Raw genomic sequence first — 19,662 nt, forward strand, 5'->3', positions numbered from 1 at the left:
ATTTTATCATAAATTTAACAGAAACGTAATATTCGCAAAAAGAATTCTTCTTAAAAAAATATTACAGAACGAGTAAGGAATGTTTGCCATATAATCATTTATTGTCGCACTGTTTTTTCTGTATCTTCTTTTCGGTACTTCTGTTTTGTCGCTTCCCCTCCTCTTAGGTGACGAATCGACTTATGATAATCAAGAATTTCTTTCACTTCATTTGCGAGCTCTGGATTAATTTCTGGTAGACGCTCTGTTAAATCTTTATGAACTGTACTTTTTGATACCCCAAATTCCTTTGCGATTACACGCACTGTCTTTCTTGTCTCCACGATATACTTGCCAATCTTGATAGTTCTCTCTTTGATGTAATCGTGCACACCACTCGCCTCCCTAAATTGGATGTGAGAAGTGTGAAATGAGACTCGCTGCATACGACTAAGAAGTAAATTCGAGTGCTGTTTGTAAGCGTTAAACATTCTAGAATTTATAATGAAATGATTCACGATTTCTCACCTCAAACACTCTCTTTGCTTTGGTTTATACCATTGTATTGCCCGCACTACTGATATATGCTACAAGTTCGGTATTTTTACGGACTAAGTTAAGAAAAATTACAAATTTTTGTGAGAAATACGTTAACAATGACAATTTTCACCTCGCAAACAACTTCCCTATTAATAGCCAAATAAAAAAATGACACCTTCTATAAAAGGCGTCATTCTTCACGATCACATTCTTCTTCCAATAATTGATGGTGGGGAACTTCTTTCTTGCTGGCAATGTAATAATATAAAGTAAATAAAACAAACAATAGAATAAGAGCAATCGACAGAACAAATACAAATGACAGAGTAATCCCCTCCTTTTAGTAATATATATTCGAGAATCTCGTCAATTTTCCTTGTTATTGCATTCTTTTTCTCGAAATTAATTATTTTTATATAAAAATAAAAAAATCAGTTCTCCTAGTGAGAACTGATTTTCTTGTCTTCTTATTCTTGTGTAGAAGAAGAATCACTAGATGATTCTGTAGAACCATTTGTAGATTTATCCTCTTTTTTCTGCTTGTCTTCAGGCTTGCTATTTGTAGATTTTTCCTCTTTTTGCCCTTTTTCTTCAGGCTTACTATTTGTGGATTTATCTTCTTTTTTCTGCTTGTCATCAGTTTTGTTTGCAGATCCATTTGTTGCTTTCGCCGCACTTGCATCTGCTTTAATTTCTGTTACTGATTTATTTAAGTAACGCTCTGGGTTTACGGCCACATTATCTTTACGTACTTCAAAGTGAACATGAGAACCTGCTTCTTTATTCATTGCACTTAGACCGGATTTACCTAATACTTCACCTTGTGCAACCTTTGCACCTTTTTCTACTTTTACACTGCCTAAGCTTTGATAAGATGTTGCAAGACCATTGCCACTATCCACTGTAATAACATAACCAAGTAATGAATCTTTTTCCGCTTTTGTTACTGTACCACTTAAAGCAGCTGTAACATCGAACTCTTTCCCGTTTTTCGCAGCAATATCGATTCCTTTATTTGGAGAATATGTGTTGTTATAAAAGACAAGTGCTTGTTCTTGCTCCTTCTCCGGTGCTCCATCCTCATAAAACTTCTTCTGTACAACAACTTCTGCATTCGCTGCAGCTGGCATCTTCACAACTTCTGAAGACTTCGTTACTGGAATTCCTGGATCTTCCGTTTGTGTATACGGCGTTGCTTGATCTTGGTTAGGCGCTTTCTTCGGATTAGCTGCCTGGAACCATAGAGCAACAGATAAGATTACCGCTGCACAAGCAATGTATAGTGCCGGGAACACCCATCTTCTTTGAAATAAATGAACTACTTTTCGCGACTTTTTATTATTCCTTCCTCGCATTCTATCATCACCTCAGCAATCATTTTGAACAATATTCATTCATCCTATACAACCTATAATTAATTACTTTTCGACAAAATCCGTAAAGATATGTATATAAAACGAAAAATTTCCGAGGAAATGATGAAAAAAGAAAAAACTGAGCGCTTTGGCTCAGTTTTTAGTCTATTTGTTTCTTTCTATACACGAAGAGAGTAATAGCAAGTACTACAACTAACCAGATTGTTATGTTCAATAAATTACTAGTAATTGCACTAAAACCTTCTCCTTTTATTACACTACTAACTGCAATACCGATATGACGAGTCGGTAAATACTCAACTGTTTTTGTAACAACTTCATTCTTCACATACATTCCTATAAAATCACCAAGAAGAAATACCATTAATATCGGCAATCCAATTGTTGACGTTTGAGGTACATTTTGAGCAAGTAATCCAATACAAGTACCAATAAGGTTAAATAGTAACATTCCAAGGACAAAGATAAGTAGTAATAATGCAATATTGCCTTCTAGCTTTCCTAAAATAAGTAGATTAATAAAACAAATTGCAATTGTAATCATACCCGTTAATGAACTTTTACCAATCAATACTTCGATAGACGAAGCTGGCGATAACATAAGAACGCGAAGCGTACTTCTTTCTTTTTCTTCAGCAATGAGCATCGCTTGTATAAACCCACCAACAAAAACTAATGTCATCGTAATTAACATACTTGCCCCGACTTCTCGAAAATTATCTGACCGACTAAATAGTATTGCAAAGAAGATTGGCATTGCCATCATAATTAAAGTTTGCGAATTTGTTTTAAAATCCTGTACCTCTTTCCGAAAAATAGCTGAAAATCGTCTCATTGAAAATGTCATTATAATCCCCTCCCAGTAACTTCAATAAAGATATCGCCTAAAGTTGGCTCGTAAGAATGAATCGACAGTAATTCGCCTTTTTTCATCCATTCTGAAATACGTTTTGCGCCTAATTCATCTTTTTGTACAGTTTCTTTTTGCTTATCTTTTAACACGACTTCAATTTTGTCTTTTGCATATTGTAAACGGAGATTTTCTGGTGTATCGAGCGCTACAATTTCCCCTCCACATAAGAAGGCAATGCGATTGCAAAGCGTTTCTGCTTCGTCCATATTGTGCGTTGTTAAGAAAATAGTGGTTCCCTCTTTATTTAAGTCTTTTAAGATTTTATGAATGTTTTGGACGTTTACTGGATCAAGTGCTGATGTTGGTTCATCTAAGAAGAGGATATCTGGTTTATGCAGGATTGCCCTTGCTAACGTTACGCGCTGCTTCATCCCTTTTGATAATTTCTTTACTGGTGTTTTTTTATCTTCTAATAAGTTCACTTGTGATAGCACTTCATCAATTCGTTCTTTTTTACAATCGTATAAGTCGCAAAATAATAGTAAGTTATCATAAATACTGAGTCTTTCATATAGGCCGCTGTTATCTGTTAAAATACCAATTCGTTTATAATCGATGCTGCTTGGACCAGTAATATCTTTCCCTAGCACTCTCACTGTTCCAGAACTATGAAGTAATTGGGAAGTTAACATTTTTACTGTCGTTGTTTTCCCCGATCCACTCGGCCCAAGAAATCCGAAAATCTCTCCTTGCTTCACCTCAATATTTACATTTCGAAGTGCTGTTTTTTCATTAAAGCTTTTCATTACATCCTTCATTTCAATTGCCAATGTCATTTCGTCATCCCCTTTGTTTTTCTTTTATAGATGAAATCGCTTCAGCGACTTTCGTTTGTTTGTTTCGCTTTTCTTGACTCAATCATATGAAAAACAAAGGGATTACGCAGTAAAATACCGGTAAAAGGAGTATTTTTACCGGTGAATGAATCCTATTTTTAGCTCAATGGAGCATTATTTATAGTCCAATTACACCTTTTAATTCATCCATTCTCCCTTTAGAAAGTGGAATGGAACTTTTTCGTTCATCATCTAAAATTAAACTAAAACTATTACGAGTCCAAGTAATCACTTCTCGTACACGCTGCAAATTCACAAGATAAGAACGATGACATCTGAAGAATCCGAAACCTTTTAATCTCTCTTCTAATTCACTTAATGTTAAAGCACATACAAAATCACCTTCGTGAAGATGAATATACGTCGTTCCATTTTGTGTTTCAATGAAATGAATTTCCATTGGGTCAAGCAAAATGATTTTGTCATTCACTTTCGCTGGTATTCTTTCGAGCTTCATTTGTGGAATCATTTGAACAATTTTTTCTTCATCAATCTCTTCAGCTTCGTCCTGCTCAATTTCCACCTTTTTCACGCCATCTTGATTCAACATATACACATCTTCTGTTAAAGAAAGTGCATCCGATAAGAAAGATGATGTAATAAAGATGGCCTTCCCTTGTTCTTTCATCTTCATAATCGCTTTTCGAATGATAATTGTACTTTCTATATCTACATTTTGTTCTGGCTCTTCGAAAATAATTAAATCCGGATTATGAATCATGACCCGGCCAATATGAAGACGGCGTTTTTCAGAAAAAGATAGTTTCTCTATTTTGACATTCAATTTGTCTAGTAAACCAACATACTGGACAACTTCCTCTATGCTAATAGTTGAGTCATACAATCCGGCCAAAAAGGCGAAATATTCTTTCACTTTTAAGCGATCGTACGCTTCATCTTTTAAAAAACAAAAACCAATGCGCGAATACACTCTCTTTCCAATTACTTCTCCCTCAAATAAAATACTCCCTGTAGAAGCCTCTTCTTCACCGATTATAATACGGTGCAAAACCTTAGCAACATGATTATTACATTGCAGTACAACACATTGTCCTTTTTCAATCTCCAGCTCAATCGCTGGTAACTGATTCGTCTTCCCCAACTGTATTAACTCCAATAACACCATCTTTTTCCTCCAGATATTTTTTATTTCATTATACCAAACAATTAATGGAAATTATGATGTTTATGGTTCATCACCAAAAGACATGGTTGACATATAGATAGATGTACACTCCACTCCGAGTGGACGCTTTCCGCGGGCGAGAGCGAGCCTCCTCGGCAAGCCTGCGGGGTCTCACTTTCCTCGCTATTCCCGCAGGAGTCGCCACTCTCCGTTCCTTGTATGAAAAATGATTCTTTTTCAAAAAATCAACCCCATGTTACGGTGATGAACCATGTTTATCCCTAAATTAAAAAGGAGCTAATTTGAATTAGCTCCTTTTTGTCGAATAGTCGATAAGCGATGCCGAAACGCTAATATATTCGAAAGCGAGTGACACACAAAACGATTATTACTGCTTCACCATATAAGTCTTGAGCTGATCACGAAGCGCTCTTTTTAAGAATTTTCCGACGGATGTTTTCGGGATTTCCTCAACAAATAAAATGTCATCTGGCATCCACCATTTTGGGAACTGCGCTTCTAATAAAGCATACAGCTCTTCTTGGTCTACTCCTTGTCCTTCTTTTAACACAACACAAGCGACAGGACGCTCTTGCCATTTTTCATGCGGAACCGCAACGACAGATGCCTCTAGTACTTTGTCATGTGCCATTAAGGCGTTTTCTAAATCGACGGAGGAAATCCACTCACCACCGCTTTTAATTAAGTCTTTCGTACGATCAGCGATTTTAATAAACCCTTCCGGATCAACTGTTACAATATCCCCTGTATGCAGCCAGCCATCCTTCATGGAATCTTCTGTGCGTTCATCGTTATAATAACTGCCAGCAATCCATGGACCGCGAAGACAAAGTTCTCCCATTTCTTCACCGTCCCACTTAATCTCACCTTCTTGGCCAACTACTTTCATTTCAAGGCCCGGAAGTAAATATCCTTGGCGGGAGCGTAAATCATAATATTCTTCTTTCGGTAAATCATGCTGATATGATTTTGGACAGTTAATGACAACAGCTGGACTTGTTTCTGTCATTCCATATATTTGCCGGAAAGCAATTTCATATTTTTCTTCATAAGTACGAACCATACTTCTCGGTGCCGCTAATCCGCCCGACCATATTGTCCGAACACTGCTAATATCGTACGGATACTTTTCAAGCTCCTGTAATAAGCCAATCCAGATTGTCGGTACGCCAGCAGTAATCGTTACTTTCTCACGTTCAATAAGCTGCGCTAAAATTTCCGGAGTAAAGTGTGGTCCTGGTAAAACAAGCTTTGTACCAAACCATGTACTGGCAAATGGAAGCCCCCATGCGTTAACATGGAACATCGGAACAACAGGCATACATGTGTCTACTTCCGATATATTTCCGCCATCTACAAGGCCGAGCGCATAGCTATGAAGGGCAATACTACGATGTGTGTACACAACGCCTTTCGGTTTTCCTGTCGTTGCGGAAGTGTAGCACATCCCTGCAGGTTCTTTTTCATCTAAATTCGTGATAAATGGAAATGTTTCGTCGCCTTCTTCAAGTAGTTTGTCATAATGATATGCTGGTGATAGTGTTGTGTGAGGTAGTTCGTGATCATCCGTCATAATAATAAATGCTTTCACGTGAGGTAGTTCATGTTGAATGCTTTCTAATACAGGCACCATGTCTTCATCAACAAAAATAATTTTGTCTTCAGCATGGTTAATAATATAAGAAATATGATCCGCAGAGAGCCTAAGGTTAATCGTATGTAACACTGCACCGATTCCTGGAATCGCAAAGTACGCTTCCAAATGACGGTGGTGGTTCCAAGCAATTGTCCCAACCTTATCCCCTGTTTCAATTCCCATTTTATTTAATACACTAGCAAGCCGCCTTGTCCGCTTCGCAATCTCTCCGTATGTTAATGTTTGAATACGCGATGCAGTCCGTGAGACAACTTCCTTTTTCGAAAAATACTTCTCCGCCCGTTCCATCATTGCGGGAATGAGAAGTGGTACGTCCATCATCATCATCCATACCCCCTGTTATTATTTTATATATACTCATACAACTGTATTATAACATAGTGCAACTAGACAAAAACTGGCAACCTTTCTTTTGTTTTCTACAAAAAATGACAAAAAATAGGTGTCAGGATATCCTGACACCTATTTCTTCGCCATTAACTTTCCTTCATAATCGTTTAGCGTTTTAATTTCGATGCCTTTATAGTAATAAGCAACAATATCTGTGTACCCTTTTCCTTCTTTCGCCATTCCATTCGCACCATACTGACTCATGCCAACGCCATGACCAAAACCTTTCGTTGTGATGATTATGTTGCTCCCTTGTTGTTTCCATGCAAAGTCAGAAGAACGTAAAGCTAGTTTTTCTCGCACTTCTTTTCCCGTTAACGTTTTTCCTTGAAACTCTACATCTTTGACCCGTTTTCCTTCTGTACGTTCTTTAATAGTACCGACTTTTCCATTCGTAAGTACCTTTACACCAAGACGTTTTTGAAAATCATCTACAGTAAAGGTTTGCTCACTTGTAAATTTCGGGGAAGCTTGATCCCAGTGACTATCTACACTCTTTAAATAAGGATAGTCGTTCCCCCAATAATCAGCAGCATTTTCTGTATAGCCATTGCTTGTTGAGAAGAATGACGCTGTAATGGGACTACCGTCATAAGTTAAAACTTGTCCGGCTGTTTTGGACACAGCTTCTTCAATCTTCTTCAAATTTTTCTCATAATCCTTACCCCATGTCTTCTGTAACTCTTCTTTACTTTTGTACACTTGATCATTAACCGTATCTGTCACATCCGCATTATTTTTCTTAGTGCCGCTTAGCATGCGCTGTACAATAAATGTCCTCGCTGCTAATGCCTGCGCTTTCAATGCCTCCACTTCAAAGCTAGCATTCATCTCAGAAGCTACTACACCTGTAACATACTCTTCTAGCGGCATCGTTTCTACCTTCTTTTGAGCATTACGATACACAGTAACTTGGACAGCAGTATTTGCCTTCTCAGGAGCTGGCACATTTTGTACGACTGGAGGATTTTTAGACGGCTGACTTACTTTCGCTTTCGTAAACGGAATGACAAGTACGGCTGGTATAATGATGACGAGCGCTATTAAGAGCGCTATTGTAATGAAAAGCGGCTTTGAAATTTTCATCTTTTTCCCCCGATATAAAATTAGACTCATTTCATTCTTATGGAGCATTTGAGACTTTTAGAACATACTCAGGGGAACTTCTTCTGTGAAAACAACCTACATCAAAACCTCTTTGTAAACAAAAAATTTTCTAAATATTTCAACGAGACATGCATAAGTCTAAGATTTATTGACTATAACAGTAATAATTAAAAAAATAGCCCCTATGTCAAAAGACATAGAGACTATTTCAATTACGCATGAAGATCAGAAATTTGTTGTTCTTTCACTTCTTCTACTTTTTCGTTTACACGTTCAATAGTTGCACCTAATGCAGCTAATTTCTTATGGAAGTTTACATATCCACGATCAAGATGTTTTAATTCTGTTACACGAGTGTAACCCTCTGATACTAAACCAGCTAGGATTAATGCCGCTGCAGCACGTAAGTCAGTTGCTGCTACTTCTGCCCCTTGCAAGTTGTTAGGTCCATTCATAATAACGGAACGGCCTTCAATTTTAATATCAGCATTCATACGGCGGAATTCTTCAACATGCATAAAGCGGTTTTCAAATACCGTTTCTGTAATCATGCTTGTTCCGTCAGCATGTAATAATAATGCCATCATTTGTGATTGCATATCTGTTGGGAATCCTGGATGAGGCATTGTTTTAATATCAACGGCTTTTAATTTACTTGGGCCGATAACACGTACACCTTCATTTTCCTCAATAATTTGAACACCCATTTCTTCCATTTTCGCTGTAATAGAGCGTAAATGTTCTGGTACAGCATTTTCAATTAAGATATTTCCACCAGTAATTGCCGCTGCAACCATAAATGTTCCTGCTTCAATACGGTCAGGAATAATAGAATGGTTTGCACCATATAATTTATCAACGCCTTCAATACGAATCGTTCCAGTTCCAGCTCCGCGTACTTTCGCTCCCATTGCATTTAAGAAGTTTGCTAAGTCAACGATTTCTGGCTCTTTTGCTGCGTTTTCAAGTATTGTTGTCCCTTTTGCTAATGTAGCAGCAGACATAATATTTTCTGTTGCACCTACGCTTGGGAAATCTAAGTAAATTTTCGCACCTTGTAATTGTCCGTCTACATACGCCTCAACAAATCCATTACCAACTTTTACTTTTGCTCCCATTGCTTCGAAGCCTTTTAAATGTTGATCAATTGGACGTGAACCAATTGCACATCCACCAGGAAGTGCAATGCGAGCACGACCGTTACGTGCTAATAATGGCCCCATTACTTGAACAGACGCACGCATTTTACGTACATATTCAAATGGTGCTTCAATATTTAATTCCTTTGAAGCATCAATTGTTACTTGGTTATTTTCAAATACGACTTCAGCATTTAAATGACGTAATACCTCATTGATTGTGTATACATCAGACAAAACTGGTACCTCAGATAGTACATTCTTTCCATCACTCGCTAATAGGGCTGCAGCGATTATAGGTAATACAGCATTTTTTGCGCCCTCAACACGCACTGTGCCGTTCAACCGCTTTCCGCCACGGACGATGATCTTTTCCAATTTATTCCCCTCCGTGTCCTTTTTTCAATATCTATTCATTCAATACTCAGAAGTTATGATCGGTGTGCCAACCACAATTGTATCTTTGTTGTCTGTAGAACGTATTGCTATTTGCACATTCATTTTCTCTCTATTTGTTGAAAGAGCGTCATTCCACTTTTTATTATATGCCGAGACTGACACAAATGCTCTTTCTTCTATCTTTTCGATCGCTCTTGCTGAAAGATCTTTCAAAACCTGATTGGTTTTATTTTGCAAAACACCTTCAATCTTATCATTCAGTACACCCTGAACACAAGTGTAAATTATAGGTTTTGTACTAAAAATTGTATCCATTTCTCGAATGTTCTTAGGGTCCCATTTTGCCCCGCTTACCTCATAGATAATGAAAGTGTTTTCTTTAGTATTTTCCTTACTCCAAGTGACTACTATTCGTTCTTCATGAGAAGAAAATTTTTTGTATGCTGTTGCTTTATATCCATCGTGAGACTGTTCCAATTCCCACTTTTGAATATTTGTTTTTTCTTTCACATCGTTTAACAATTTTTGAAACGTATGTATATTAGAAATGGTTTTGGTTTCTCGTGCTAGCCATGACCATCGCTCCACTTTTGCGCCATTTTTTTCAAGAGCTGCGATCATGCTCTCCATCTTCTCTTCATCAGTTATGGGTTTTATCTCTTTATATCCCACTAAGAATACGACAATGCTTACGACAACAATAAGAATTGTTTGGAACCTTTTCAATTTCATCCCCTCCTATCCCCATTGTTCACGGAGATATGAGGTTCTATACACTTACTTTACTAAATACGTTAAACTCTTCGAATAGCCTAAATAATCAAGAAAAAAATTACTGACAGACGTTCCAATTGCAATCGTTACAAGAATAAGTAGAATCCTTGTTTGCAATACCTTTCCAGATTTCATCAGGCGCTCGATATGAATCCCTTGTAAGGCCCACCATGTAATGGTAATAAACAATAGATGCGAAACAATTGCAATCAGTGCTTGTTGCCCTAAAAGTTGTGCCAAAAAACCGACCCCTTTTGTTTAGCTTTCCACCACCTAGGATGTATAACGATCCCATATGAATGAAAACCACACTTTTTCCCGCTCGGACAGGCAATACGAAATCATCCTCACACTTTCATATAATGAGAAGAGATTACACAATACCTATCAGCGTTCCTTCTTGCGTCATTACGCACAATAAAAAGCGTAGAGTGACCACCCTACACTTTTTATTTTAACTATTGTACCACGTTCCCTGTAAAGAAGAAATCTTTCATTAAAGGAAAATATTCATAAAAGAAATTGTAACCAATTGCCGGTAAAATCCCTAGTATTACGATTGAAATTGCACAAAAACTAATCACGATTTTTAAATTAATTGGCAGATGTATCTTCTCATCCTCATTCCCTGTCCGGAAAAACATTTGCTGTAAAATACGGAAATAATACACAAATGATATGACCGTTGTGCCCATCATGACAGATGCCAATATATAATGAGATGGTTCTACAATAAACGCTCCCAAGAAAATATTTACCTTTCCAATAAAACCAGCCGTCCCTGGAATACCAGCCAAGGATAAAATAAAGATTGTCATCATCACGGCAATAGATGGTGAGCGTTTGTACAAACCTGAGAAAATCGTTACACTTTCCTTTCCACTTTGTAAGATTAATCCATGAATCACTGCAAATGCTCCTATGTTCATCAACATGTACGCGAGTATATAAAACCACATGCTGTCCATCGTAAACGGCGATAGTGCTGCAAGCGGAACAAGTAAATACCCAGCATGCGCTATGCCTGAATAAGCAAATAAACGCTTCACATTGTATTGTTTTAACGCCACTATATTACCGATAATCATTGTAATACCAGCTAAGACTGCAATATATACACTCATATGACTAAACAAGGATTGTTCCTTTCCCTCAATCGTTATACTAGAAAACGTCATAAGGAACAAACGAATAATCATAATAAAGCCAGCGATTTTGGAGATTGTTCCGAGAAAGGCAGTGACAGGTGTCGCTGCTCCTTCATATACATCCGGTGCCCACATATGAAATGGTACCGTTGCAATTTTAAATGATAAACCAACAAGCAATAACAAGAATGAGAGTGCTAACAAAAGCTGAATACCTCCGGCCACACCTTGCGTAAGTATACGCTGCATATCAACTATATTGGTTGATCCGGTAATGCCATATAAATAACTCATTCCAAAGAGCGTAATAGCCGTTCCAATTCCTCCATTAATCACGTACTTCATTGCCGCTTCATTTGAAGCACAATTTCTCTTCCGAATTCCTACTAAAATGTAAGAAGAAAGTGACAGTAGCTCTAAACCGATAAAGAGGGTAATAAAATCGATGCTGGATGCCATAAACATTGCGCCAAGAAGTGTCATTAAAAATAGGTAATAATACTCCCCTTTATCTTGAATAGGTTCCTTTCTATCATCGCTTATCGCCATACATAAGATGAGAATCGCACTAAGTAATAATAATGTTTTAAATCCTTTTGAAAATCCATCTAATACAAACGAACCATTTAAAATGGTGTCAGCTGGTTCACTGTAAAGCATAATCAATGCGATTAATGATAAGATGACGGCGCCAATTGCTCCAAATGCTAAGTACTTACGGTTCAGCTTACAAAACAAATCAAGAAGAGAGAGAAGGATGGCCGCCAAAAGAACGATGAACTCTGGCACCATTAAATGCCAAGGCAAACTAAGCAATGTATTCATATCCATCCTACTTCACCCCCAATGTTTTCAATGTGTTTTGAAGCGGCTCCCCAAGCAATTCTGGCATTACGCCAACCGCTATAATACATATAAGTAGCAGAAGAACCGGAACGTACTCCCAGCCGCGAATATCCGGTTTCGCCTCTAATTCTCGTTTTCCAAATGTCACTTGAAGTGTAGCCCTTAGGACATATACAGCCGTTAAAATAATGCCAAGTGCACCAACGGCCGCTACAATTGGCTTTCCTTGAAATAAACCGAGAAAAGCAAGGAACTCACTAACAAACCCTGACATTCCTGGCAGACCAAGCGAGGCCATACTCCCTGCTAATAAGAAACCGCTAAGCACGGGAACTTGTTTTGCCAAGCCGCCAAGCTTTGTAATGTCAGATGTGCCAAAGCGCTCTTCAATGATGCCAAGCAAGAAGAATAATAATGCGGCAATTAAGCCGTGGGAGACAACTTGAAATAATGCCCCTTGCACGCCAGATGCATTCAGTGCCGCAAGTCCCATCAAGACGATCCCCATATGTGAAATACTGGAGTAAGCGAGTACCTTCCGAAAATCTGTTTGAATCAATGCAAGAAAAGCACCGTACAACAAATTAATTACCCCTAGTATCGCTAGCAGCATTGCAAAATTTTGAAACTGATCTGGAAATAATCCTTTCCCAAAGCGCACAATACCGTACGCCCCGATTTTTAACAGGACACCTGCATGTAACATAACTACCGCAGGATGCGCTTCTACATGCACATTCACCATCCAGCGATGCAAAGGAAAAATCGGTAGCTTAATCGCAAAAGCAATCATAAGCGCTATAAATAACCCTTGTTGCAACGCGCTTGAAACTCCACTTAAAAGCGTCGGCTCTGCTCCGGTTAAAATATTTTTTAACGCTGTAAAGTTTGTCGTACCTGTTTTTGCAAAGAGGATTGAAAAAACAATGAGTAAAATGGCTGAACCAATACCGTTATATATTAAATAACTATAAGCAGATTTTTCGCTCGAAAGTTTGCCCCATTTCCCAATGAGCAAAAACATCGGAGGTAATGTGATCTCGAAGAAGATAAAGAACAAAAATAAGTTCTCGGCAGCGAAGACACCAAGCATTCCCACTTCAAGCGTTAATAACAGCATATAAAATCCTTTTATATTTTTTTGAATTGAAAATGCTGTAATCGCCGCAAGTGTTGCTAAAAGTGCTGTGAGTAGCATCATAACAAGTGAAAACCCATCGATACCAAGCTCATAGTAAATGGAAAATATCTTTTTATCTATCTCGGGAAAATTCCCAAATTGAATCCATTTTATCTTTTCTGCAAATATCGATAAGCTCTTCCCAGAAGCATATGTACTAGCTAGGACGATAGCCATCCCAAGCGGGAGCACTGTCCCAAACAAGCCAAGTCCGCGCACGGCACGTACTTCCGTTTTTGGTGTTAATGCAAGGAAGAAGATACCAAGGAGTGGGGAGAAAATGAAAAACGATAATAATATTGCATTCATTACCAATACCCCCCTGTATATAATAGAATGATAACTAATGCTGCTAGAGAAATAGCAGTCACAGTTCCATATACTTGTACATTCCCGTTTTGAAGTTTCGAACCAGCACCGCTTACTCCTTTAACAATACCTCTAACTAACTGAGCAATTCCTTCCACAATATATACTTCAAACAAACGAAACACATAGGCAATTCCTTTTACTAGTGGCACTAAAGTCATATTATAGATTTCATCTACATGATACTTTTTCACAAGCAGGTCATGTAGGACCGTTCCTTGTCCTCCAGCCCAATCTCTAGGAATGGATTGTCTTCCGTAAATAAGGTATGCCAAGAGAATGCCAGCAAACGAAACGAGCGTCGCAACAATCATAATCCAAGCCGGGCCATGACTTGGCTCCACTTGAAATGGAACATTCTTTGTCAGCCAATCTCCAAGAAATGTTCCAAACCACGGCGTATTGATGTAACCTGCTAAAACAGCAAAGACGCCGAGAACAATCATTGGAAATGTCATAACGCGCGGAGATTCATGCACTTCCGCCTTCGTCTTTGCTTCCCCTGTAAAAACAAGGAAGTATAATCGGAACATGTAAAATGCTGTTAAGAACGCCGCGATCACTGCAAGGACGAACAAAACATAATTGCCGCGCATCCACGCCGCCGCTAAAATTTCATCTTTACTAAAAAATCCTGAAAAAAGCGGAACACCGCTAATAGCAAGCGTACCCATTAAGAAAAGGACTCCTGTTACTTTCATCTTCTTCTGTAAGCCGCCCATTTCATTAATGTTTTGCGTATGCACCGCATGAATCACGCTTCCCGCCGCCAAGAAAAGGAGTGCTTTAAAGAAGGCATGTGTCGTTAAATGAAAGACGCCAGCCACATAACCTGCGGAGCCAAGCGCAAGCATCATATACCCGAGCTGACTGACCGTAGAATACGCGAGAACCCTCTTTATATCCGTTTGCACGAGCCCGATGGAAGCAGCAAAGATTGCAGTAAAGGCACCCACAATTGCCACTGTTTGCATTGCCACAGAGCTTGCCACGAACAGCGGGAACATCGTCGCGACTAAGTACACGCCAGCTGCAACCATCGTCGCCGCATGAATAAGTGCCGAGACAGGTGTTGGCCCTTCCATCGCATCTGGCAGCCAAGTATGCAGCGGAAACTGTCCTGATTTCCCCATCGCGCCGATAAAAATTAAAATCGCTGTGAATGTAATCATAAAAGGAGAGACTTCTCCCATTTGTACCGCTTTAAAGATGGCCTCGTACTCAAAGCTGCCCGCTTGCCAGAAGAGTAGAATCATCCCAATAAATAAACCAACATCGCCAATACGCGTCATAATAAACGCCTTTTTTGCAGCTGCCTTCGCGGATTCCTTAAAGAAGTAAAAACCAATCAGTAAAAATGAACCAAGTCCAACTAACTCCCAGAATATATAAAGCTGCAATAAATTCGTTGAAATGACTAGCCCTAACATCGCAAATGTAAATAGCCCTAGATATGAATAAAATGTCGGCAACCTTTCATCCCCTTGCATATATCCTTTCGAATACACATGTACAAGGAAACTCACAAGTGTAACGATAAAGAGCATTAAGGCATTCAGTGCATTAACCTCAAATCCGAACGAAAGATCTACATCACCGACTCGTAACCATAACCACGTATGTTTTACTGTTTCTGATGAAAAGCGTTCTACTAATACAACCACCGCACCCACAAAGGAAAGAAATGTGAAAAAGATACCAAGTAAGCTACTTCCTTCTCTTAACTTCTTTCCAAATATAATGAGTAAAAAAAACGAGGCAAGCGGGAAAATCGGTATAAGCCATGCATAATCGATCATTGTTTCCTTCCCCCTTTTCGGTCACAATTAACCTTTCAGCGTATCCATCTCATCCACGTTAACTGTTGTACGATTACGATACAATGCAATTAAAATTGCGAGCCCAACCGCTGCCTCTGCCGCCGCAACAGACATCGTAAACAGTGAAAAAATTTGTCCTGTTAAGTTTGGAAAAAAGCCGAACTTACTAAAAGCGACTAAATTTAAATTCGCTGCATTCAACATAAGTTCAATACAAACTAAAACGATGACGGTATTTCGCTTTGTTAAAGCTCCAAATAACCCGATGCAAAATAGAATAATCGCAAGTGCCAAATAGGCGGAAGCTGGAACACTACTCATGGGAATCCCCCTCTTTCTCATCACCCTTCGCAAGTACAATGGCCCCAACAAGTGCAACAAGTAAAACAACTGATGTTAACTCAAATGGAATGACATATTTTGAATACAAAAGCGTACCAATTTGAAGTGTATTTTGTTCATGAAGCGGTAAGCTTCCCTGTACATTTTGATTTGTAAAGTCTATATTATTAACTGCGAAGTACATGACCGCCCCAAACGCTACAACCGCAAGGAAAACAACAAATTTACGGAAACTAAATCCTGACTCACTTTCTGCATCATGCTTCGTTAGCATAATGCCAAAAATCATAATAATCGTAATCGCTCCAGAGTAAATTAAAATTTGCGCCACTCCAATAAACTCAGCTGACAAAAGAAAATACAAGCCTGCAATGCTAAGAAACGTGAACACAAGGGCAAGCATCATATGCATCACTTTCGTTAAGTTCAACATCAAAATACCACCAATAATCGCCGTTAAGGACAAGACAAAGAATGCTACAAACTCGCCATTCATGCTTTATTCTCCTTTCTGACGTTCTCATCGTTTTCATCGAGCCACTGCAAATTTTTAAACAAATCATCACGCGTATACTCTGCCAACTCAAAGTTGTTTGTCATCACGATTGCCTCTGTCGGACAAACCTCTGTACACAAATCGCAAAGAATACAAATTTCAAAGTTAATATCGTACGTATCAATAATTTTCCCTTTTTTCGTAGGGTCTGGATGTTTCTTTCCGGTTAATTGAATACAGTCAGTTGGACAAATATTCGCGCATTGATTACAAACGATACATTTTTCCGGATAAAACTTTTGAATACCGCGGAAACGATCTGGTAGTGGCAGTGGCTGATTGGGATAATCATATGTCACCTTTTTCTTGCTTAAATTACTCAGCGTATACTTTAATCCTTTGAATAATCCTTTCATATCTTACTGGCACCCCTCTCGTAGATTAGAAGAATAACTCCTTAATCAATGCCGTTAAGAAAATATTTGCAAGTGCGATTGGCAATAATACCTTCCAGCCAAATTCCATCAGCTGATCGCCCCTTATACGTGGAAACGTCACACGGAACCAAATTAATAGAAAGACAACCGCGCTGAACTTTAAGGCAAACCATACAGCACCAGGAATAAAACCAAGAAACATAACTGGATTCCAGCCACCTAAGAAGAGCACCGTAATTAATGAGGCCATTCCAAAGAAGTACACATACTCAGAAAGCATAAAGAACGCCCAGCGAAACCCCGAGTATTCCGTATGATATCCAGAGACAAGCTCCGATTCCGCTTCCGGTAAGTCAAACGGTGTCCGGTTCAACTCTGCAACCGCAGCAATTAAGAAAATAACAAAACCAATCGGCTGCGCGAAAATGTACCAAACCTTCTCCTGCGCCGCTACAATTTCATTTAGATTGAGACTACCAGCTAATAAGACAACGCCTATGACACTCATGACAAGGGGAATTTCGTAGGAAATCATCTGCGCCGCCGCACGCATTCCGCCTAAAAGTGAGTATTTATTATTCGATGCCCAGCCGCCGGTCAGAACGCCAATCGTTGTAATCCCTGAAACTGCAATATAATAAAGAAGCCCAACTCCAATATCAGCAAATTGAAATTTATCCGTAAATGGAATGACCGCAAGAACCATAAAGGCAGGTGCAAACGCAATAATAGGCGCCAATATAAATAGCGGCTTATCCGCAGCTTTCGGAATGCTATCTTCTTTTAATAAAAGTTTTAAAACATCAGCTACTGTTTGCAATAACCCGAAGCGGCCACCCACTTGGTTCGGGCCAATTCGCCCTTGCATAAACCCCATCACTTTCCGCTCTGCTAAAATCCCATATGTAACAAATCCAAGGACAGCAAACAGTAGAAGTACCGCTAAGCCAAAAAAAATGAAGAAATTCTTCCAACCTGCCGATGACTCTAAGATCGTTTCAATCATTAGCCATCAACCTCCCCAAGCACAATATCAACGCCGCCTAAAATCGTAATTAAGTTTGCGATATTTTCACCCTTCAAAAGCTTCGGCAAGATTTGTAGGTTATAAAAAGATGGTCTGCGAAATTTCAGACGATACGGCTCTTTCTTTCCTTCGCTCGCAATATAGCACCCAATTTCACCGCGCGGCGACTCAATGCGGACAAATGCCTCGCCCTTCGGCGCCTTAATAATCTTCGGCACTTTCGCTATTACACTTCCTTCCTCCGGAAACTGCTCCGCTGCCTGCTCGATAATTTTGAGAGACTCCTCAATCTCTTTCATCCGACAAATGTAACGATCCCAAGCATCACCTATCTCTCCAACAGGAATATCGAAATCAAAGCGATCATAAATAGAATACGGTTCATCCTTGCGAAGATCCCATTTCACACCCGTACACCGCAAATTTGCTCCGCTTAGAGAATAAGAGAGTGCATCTTCCGCGCTATATATACCAACGCCTTTCACACGATTCAAAAAAATTTCATTTCCGCTCACAAGATCGTGATAGCCTTTTAATTGTTCTCTCATATATGGGACAAACTCCCGAACCTTTTCGATCCAACCATCCGGAGCATCCCACTTCACACCGCCCACCCGCATATAATTAAAAGTAAGCCGTGCACCGCATAGTTCATTTAAAAGATTAATAATCATCTCTCTCTCACGAAATGCGTATAGAAATGGACTAACTGCACCAATATCAAGAAGGTTAGTACCCCACCAAACAAGGTGACTGGCAACGCGGCCAAGCTCCATCGCAAGCACTCGTAAATATTCCGCACGCTCTGGAATTTCCAGTCCCATCATTGTCTCAACAGCATGACAAATGACATAGTTATTGGTCATTGCTGATAAATAGTCCATTCGATCTGTATATGGGATAATTTGTGTATACTGTAAGCTCTCGGCGATTTTCTCCGTCCCACGGTGTAAATAACCAATGACAGGTGTAGCTTCTTTAATGATTTCCCCATCGATTTTAATAACAAGCCGAAATACACCATGTGTACTCGGGTGCTGTGGTCCTACATTTAAAAGCATCTCTTCTGTACGGATCATAATGCTACACCTCCACATCAAACGGTTCGTAATCTTTTCGAAGCGGATGCCCTACCCAATCATCTGGCATTAAAATACGCGTTAAATTCGGGTGCCCCTTAAAGATAATGCCAAGTAAGTCATATGCCTCGCGCTCTGGCCAATTTGCCCCGTTCCAAAGCGGTGTAATCGATGCTACTTGCGGCGCCTCTCGGTCTAATTTCACCTTCACCGCTACAGACTGTTTCTTTCCATATGAAAATAAATGAACATATACTTCCATATGTGTAACAAAATCAGTCGCATGTAGCTCCGACATATAATCAAAAGCAAGTCCCTTATGGAACCGTAATAATTCCATCACTTCATAGTAATTTTCCAGCTTAACTACAAGTGTTGGAACATCTTTTGAAAGCTTATTAATATAGGAATCTACTAATGAATGTTCCCCTATTTTCTCCTTAACAATCTCTACATAAGTATTTAAATATGGTTGGTTTAGTGACGGTTTCTCCTGCTCTAGTGCTTCTTCCTTCTTACTCACAGCCCCCTTTGCTCTTGCGATAGCGGCGGCTTTTGCCTTCGCTGCTGCAATTGCCTTCGCCTTCTCATCTTCAGGTGCCCCAGTACCTTCCAATGCCTTCTGCTTCGCTAGCGCTGCTGCTTTGGCCTTTGCTGCTGC

The 19,662-nt window shown here is 39.3% G+C and carries 20 protein-coding genes; all 20 read right to left on the reverse strand.

From position 1 onward, the window contains the following. Positions 1 to 98 precede the first annotated feature (98 nt). Positions 99 to 371 carry a sporulation transcriptional regulator SpoIIID gene (gene spoIIID / locus COO03_RS22160; RefSeq protein ID WP_042981008.1) on the reverse strand — a complete coding sequence of 91 codons (273 nt, stop codon included), beginning with the start codon at positions 369 to 371 and terminating at the stop codon, positions 99 to 101. Positions 372 to 709: 338 nt separating this feature from the next. Beyond that, the gene (locus COO03_RS22165; RefSeq protein ID WP_097899215.1) at positions 710 to 844 is read right to left on the reverse strand and encodes an ABC transporter ATP-binding protein; all 135 of its coding nucleotides are present in this window, start codon (positions 842 to 844) and stop codon (positions 710 to 712) included. 142 nt (positions 845 to 986) lie between these two features. Then, positions 987 to 1,874, reverse strand: a complete 888-nt coding sequence (locus COO03_RS22170) for a M23 family metallopeptidase (protein WP_097899216.1) — start codon at positions 1,872 to 1,874, stop codon at positions 987 to 989. 160 nt (positions 1,875 to 2,034) lie between these two features. Further along, on the reverse strand, positions 2,035 to 2,742 hold the full coding sequence (locus COO03_RS22175; protein WP_097899217.1) for an ABC transporter permease: 708 nt from the start codon (positions 2,740 to 2,742) through the stop codon (positions 2,035 to 2,037). After that, complete coding sequence (locus COO03_RS22180) at positions 2,742 to 3,584, reverse strand: ABC transporter ATP-binding protein (protein WP_097899218.1); 843 nt, start codon at positions 3,582 to 3,584, stop codon at positions 2,742 to 2,744. Before COO03_RS22180 ends, COO03_RS22175 begins: the two co-directional genes overlap by 1 nt. A gap of 178 nt (positions 3,585 to 3,762) precedes the next feature. Further along, a complete protein-coding gene (locus COO03_RS22185; protein ID WP_097899219.1) occupies positions 3,763 to 4,770 on the reverse strand; it encodes a LytTR family transcriptional regulator DNA-binding domain-containing protein in 1,008 nt (335 codons plus the stop codon). Positions 4,771 to 5,158: 388 nt separating this feature from the next. Then, complete coding sequence (locus COO03_RS22190; RefSeq protein ID WP_097899220.1) at positions 5,159 to 6,772, reverse strand: long-chain fatty acid--CoA ligase; 1,614 nt, start codon at positions 6,770 to 6,772, stop codon at positions 5,159 to 5,161. A gap of 138 nt (positions 6,773 to 6,910) precedes the next feature. Further along, the gene (gene spoIID / locus COO03_RS22195; protein WP_097899221.1) at positions 6,911 to 7,924 is read right to left on the reverse strand and encodes a stage II sporulation protein D; all 1,014 of its coding nucleotides are present in this window, start codon (positions 7,922 to 7,924) and stop codon (positions 6,911 to 6,913) included. Between the two features lie 233 nt (positions 7,925 to 8,157). Continuing rightward, complete coding sequence (gene murA, locus COO03_RS22200; RefSeq protein WP_097899222.1) at positions 8,158 to 9,462, reverse strand: UDP-N-acetylglucosamine 1-carboxyvinyltransferase; 1,305 nt, start codon at positions 9,460 to 9,462, stop codon at positions 8,158 to 8,160. Between the two features lie 39 nt (positions 9,463 to 9,501). After that, a complete protein-coding gene (locus tag COO03_RS22205; protein ID WP_097899223.1) occupies positions 9,502 to 10,215 on the reverse strand; it encodes a YwmB family TATA-box binding protein in 714 nt (237 codons plus the stop codon). Between the two features lie 45 nt (positions 10,216 to 10,260). After that, positions 10,261 to 10,497, reverse strand: a complete 237-nt coding sequence (locus COO03_RS22210) for a DUF1146 family protein (RefSeq protein ID WP_003202077.1) — start codon at positions 10,495 to 10,497, stop codon at positions 10,261 to 10,263. Between the two features lie 218 nt (positions 10,498 to 10,715). After that, complete coding sequence (nuoN, locus tag COO03_RS22215; RefSeq protein ID WP_276308064.1) at positions 10,716 to 12,230, reverse strand: NADH-quinone oxidoreductase subunit NuoN; 1,515 nt, start codon at positions 12,228 to 12,230, stop codon at positions 10,716 to 10,718. A 7-nt stretch (positions 12,231 to 12,237) separates the two neighbouring features. Next, positions 12,238 to 13,740 (reverse strand): NADH-quinone oxidoreductase subunit M, encoded by a 1,503-nt coding sequence (locus tag COO03_RS22220; protein WP_097899225.1) that lies wholly within the window; start codon positions 13,738 to 13,740, stop codon positions 12,238 to 12,240. Continuing rightward, positions 13,740 to 15,599 carry an NADH-quinone oxidoreductase subunit L gene (nuoL, locus tag COO03_RS22225; protein ID WP_097899226.1) on the reverse strand — a complete coding sequence of 620 codons (1,860 nt, stop codon included), beginning with the start codon at positions 15,597 to 15,599 and terminating at the stop codon, positions 13,740 to 13,742. Before nuoL ends, COO03_RS22220 begins: the two co-directional genes overlap by 1 nt. A 27-nt stretch (positions 15,600 to 15,626) precedes the next feature. Beyond that, positions 15,627 to 15,941, reverse strand: a complete 315-nt coding sequence (gene nuoK / locus COO03_RS22230) for an NADH-quinone oxidoreductase subunit NuoK (protein WP_097899227.1) — start codon at positions 15,939 to 15,941, stop codon at positions 15,627 to 15,629. Then, the gene (locus COO03_RS22235; protein ID WP_097899228.1) at positions 15,934 to 16,458 is read right to left on the reverse strand and encodes an NADH-quinone oxidoreductase subunit J; all 525 of its coding nucleotides are present in this window, start codon (positions 16,456 to 16,458) and stop codon (positions 15,934 to 15,936) included. Before COO03_RS22235 ends, nuoK begins: the two co-directional genes overlap by 8 nt. Then, positions 16,455 to 16,874, reverse strand: coding sequence for an NADH-quinone oxidoreductase subunit NuoI (gene nuoI / locus COO03_RS22240; protein ID WP_017153540.1), 420 nt, complete (start codon positions 16,872 to 16,874; stop codon positions 16,455 to 16,457). The genes COO03_RS22235 and nuoI overlap by 4 nt, the downstream gene beginning before the upstream one ends. A 25-nt stretch (positions 16,875 to 16,899) precedes the next feature. Beyond that, on the reverse strand, positions 16,900 to 17,901 hold the full coding sequence (nuoH, locus tag COO03_RS22245; RefSeq protein WP_097899229.1) for an NADH-quinone oxidoreductase subunit NuoH: 1,002 nt from the start codon (positions 17,899 to 17,901) through the stop codon (positions 16,900 to 16,902). Beyond that, positions 17,901 to 19,001 carry an NADH-quinone oxidoreductase subunit NuoD gene (nuoD, locus tag COO03_RS22250; protein ID WP_097899230.1) on the reverse strand — a complete coding sequence of 367 codons (1,101 nt, stop codon included), beginning with the start codon at positions 18,999 to 19,001 and terminating at the stop codon, positions 17,901 to 17,903. Before nuoD ends, nuoH begins: the two co-directional genes overlap by 1 nt. 4 nt (positions 19,002 to 19,005) lie before the next feature. After that, positions 19,006 to 19,662 (reverse strand): NADH-quinone oxidoreductase subunit C (locus tag COO03_RS22255; protein ID WP_179863022.1); only part of this gene is annotated, 657 nt, incomplete at its 5' end.

Origin of the sequence: Bacillus sp. AFS098217 (genome assembly GCF_002551815.1) — a bacterium.
In the GTDB taxonomy this organism is placed as follows: Bacteria; Bacillota; Bacilli; order Bacillales; family Bacillaceae_G; genus Bacillus_A.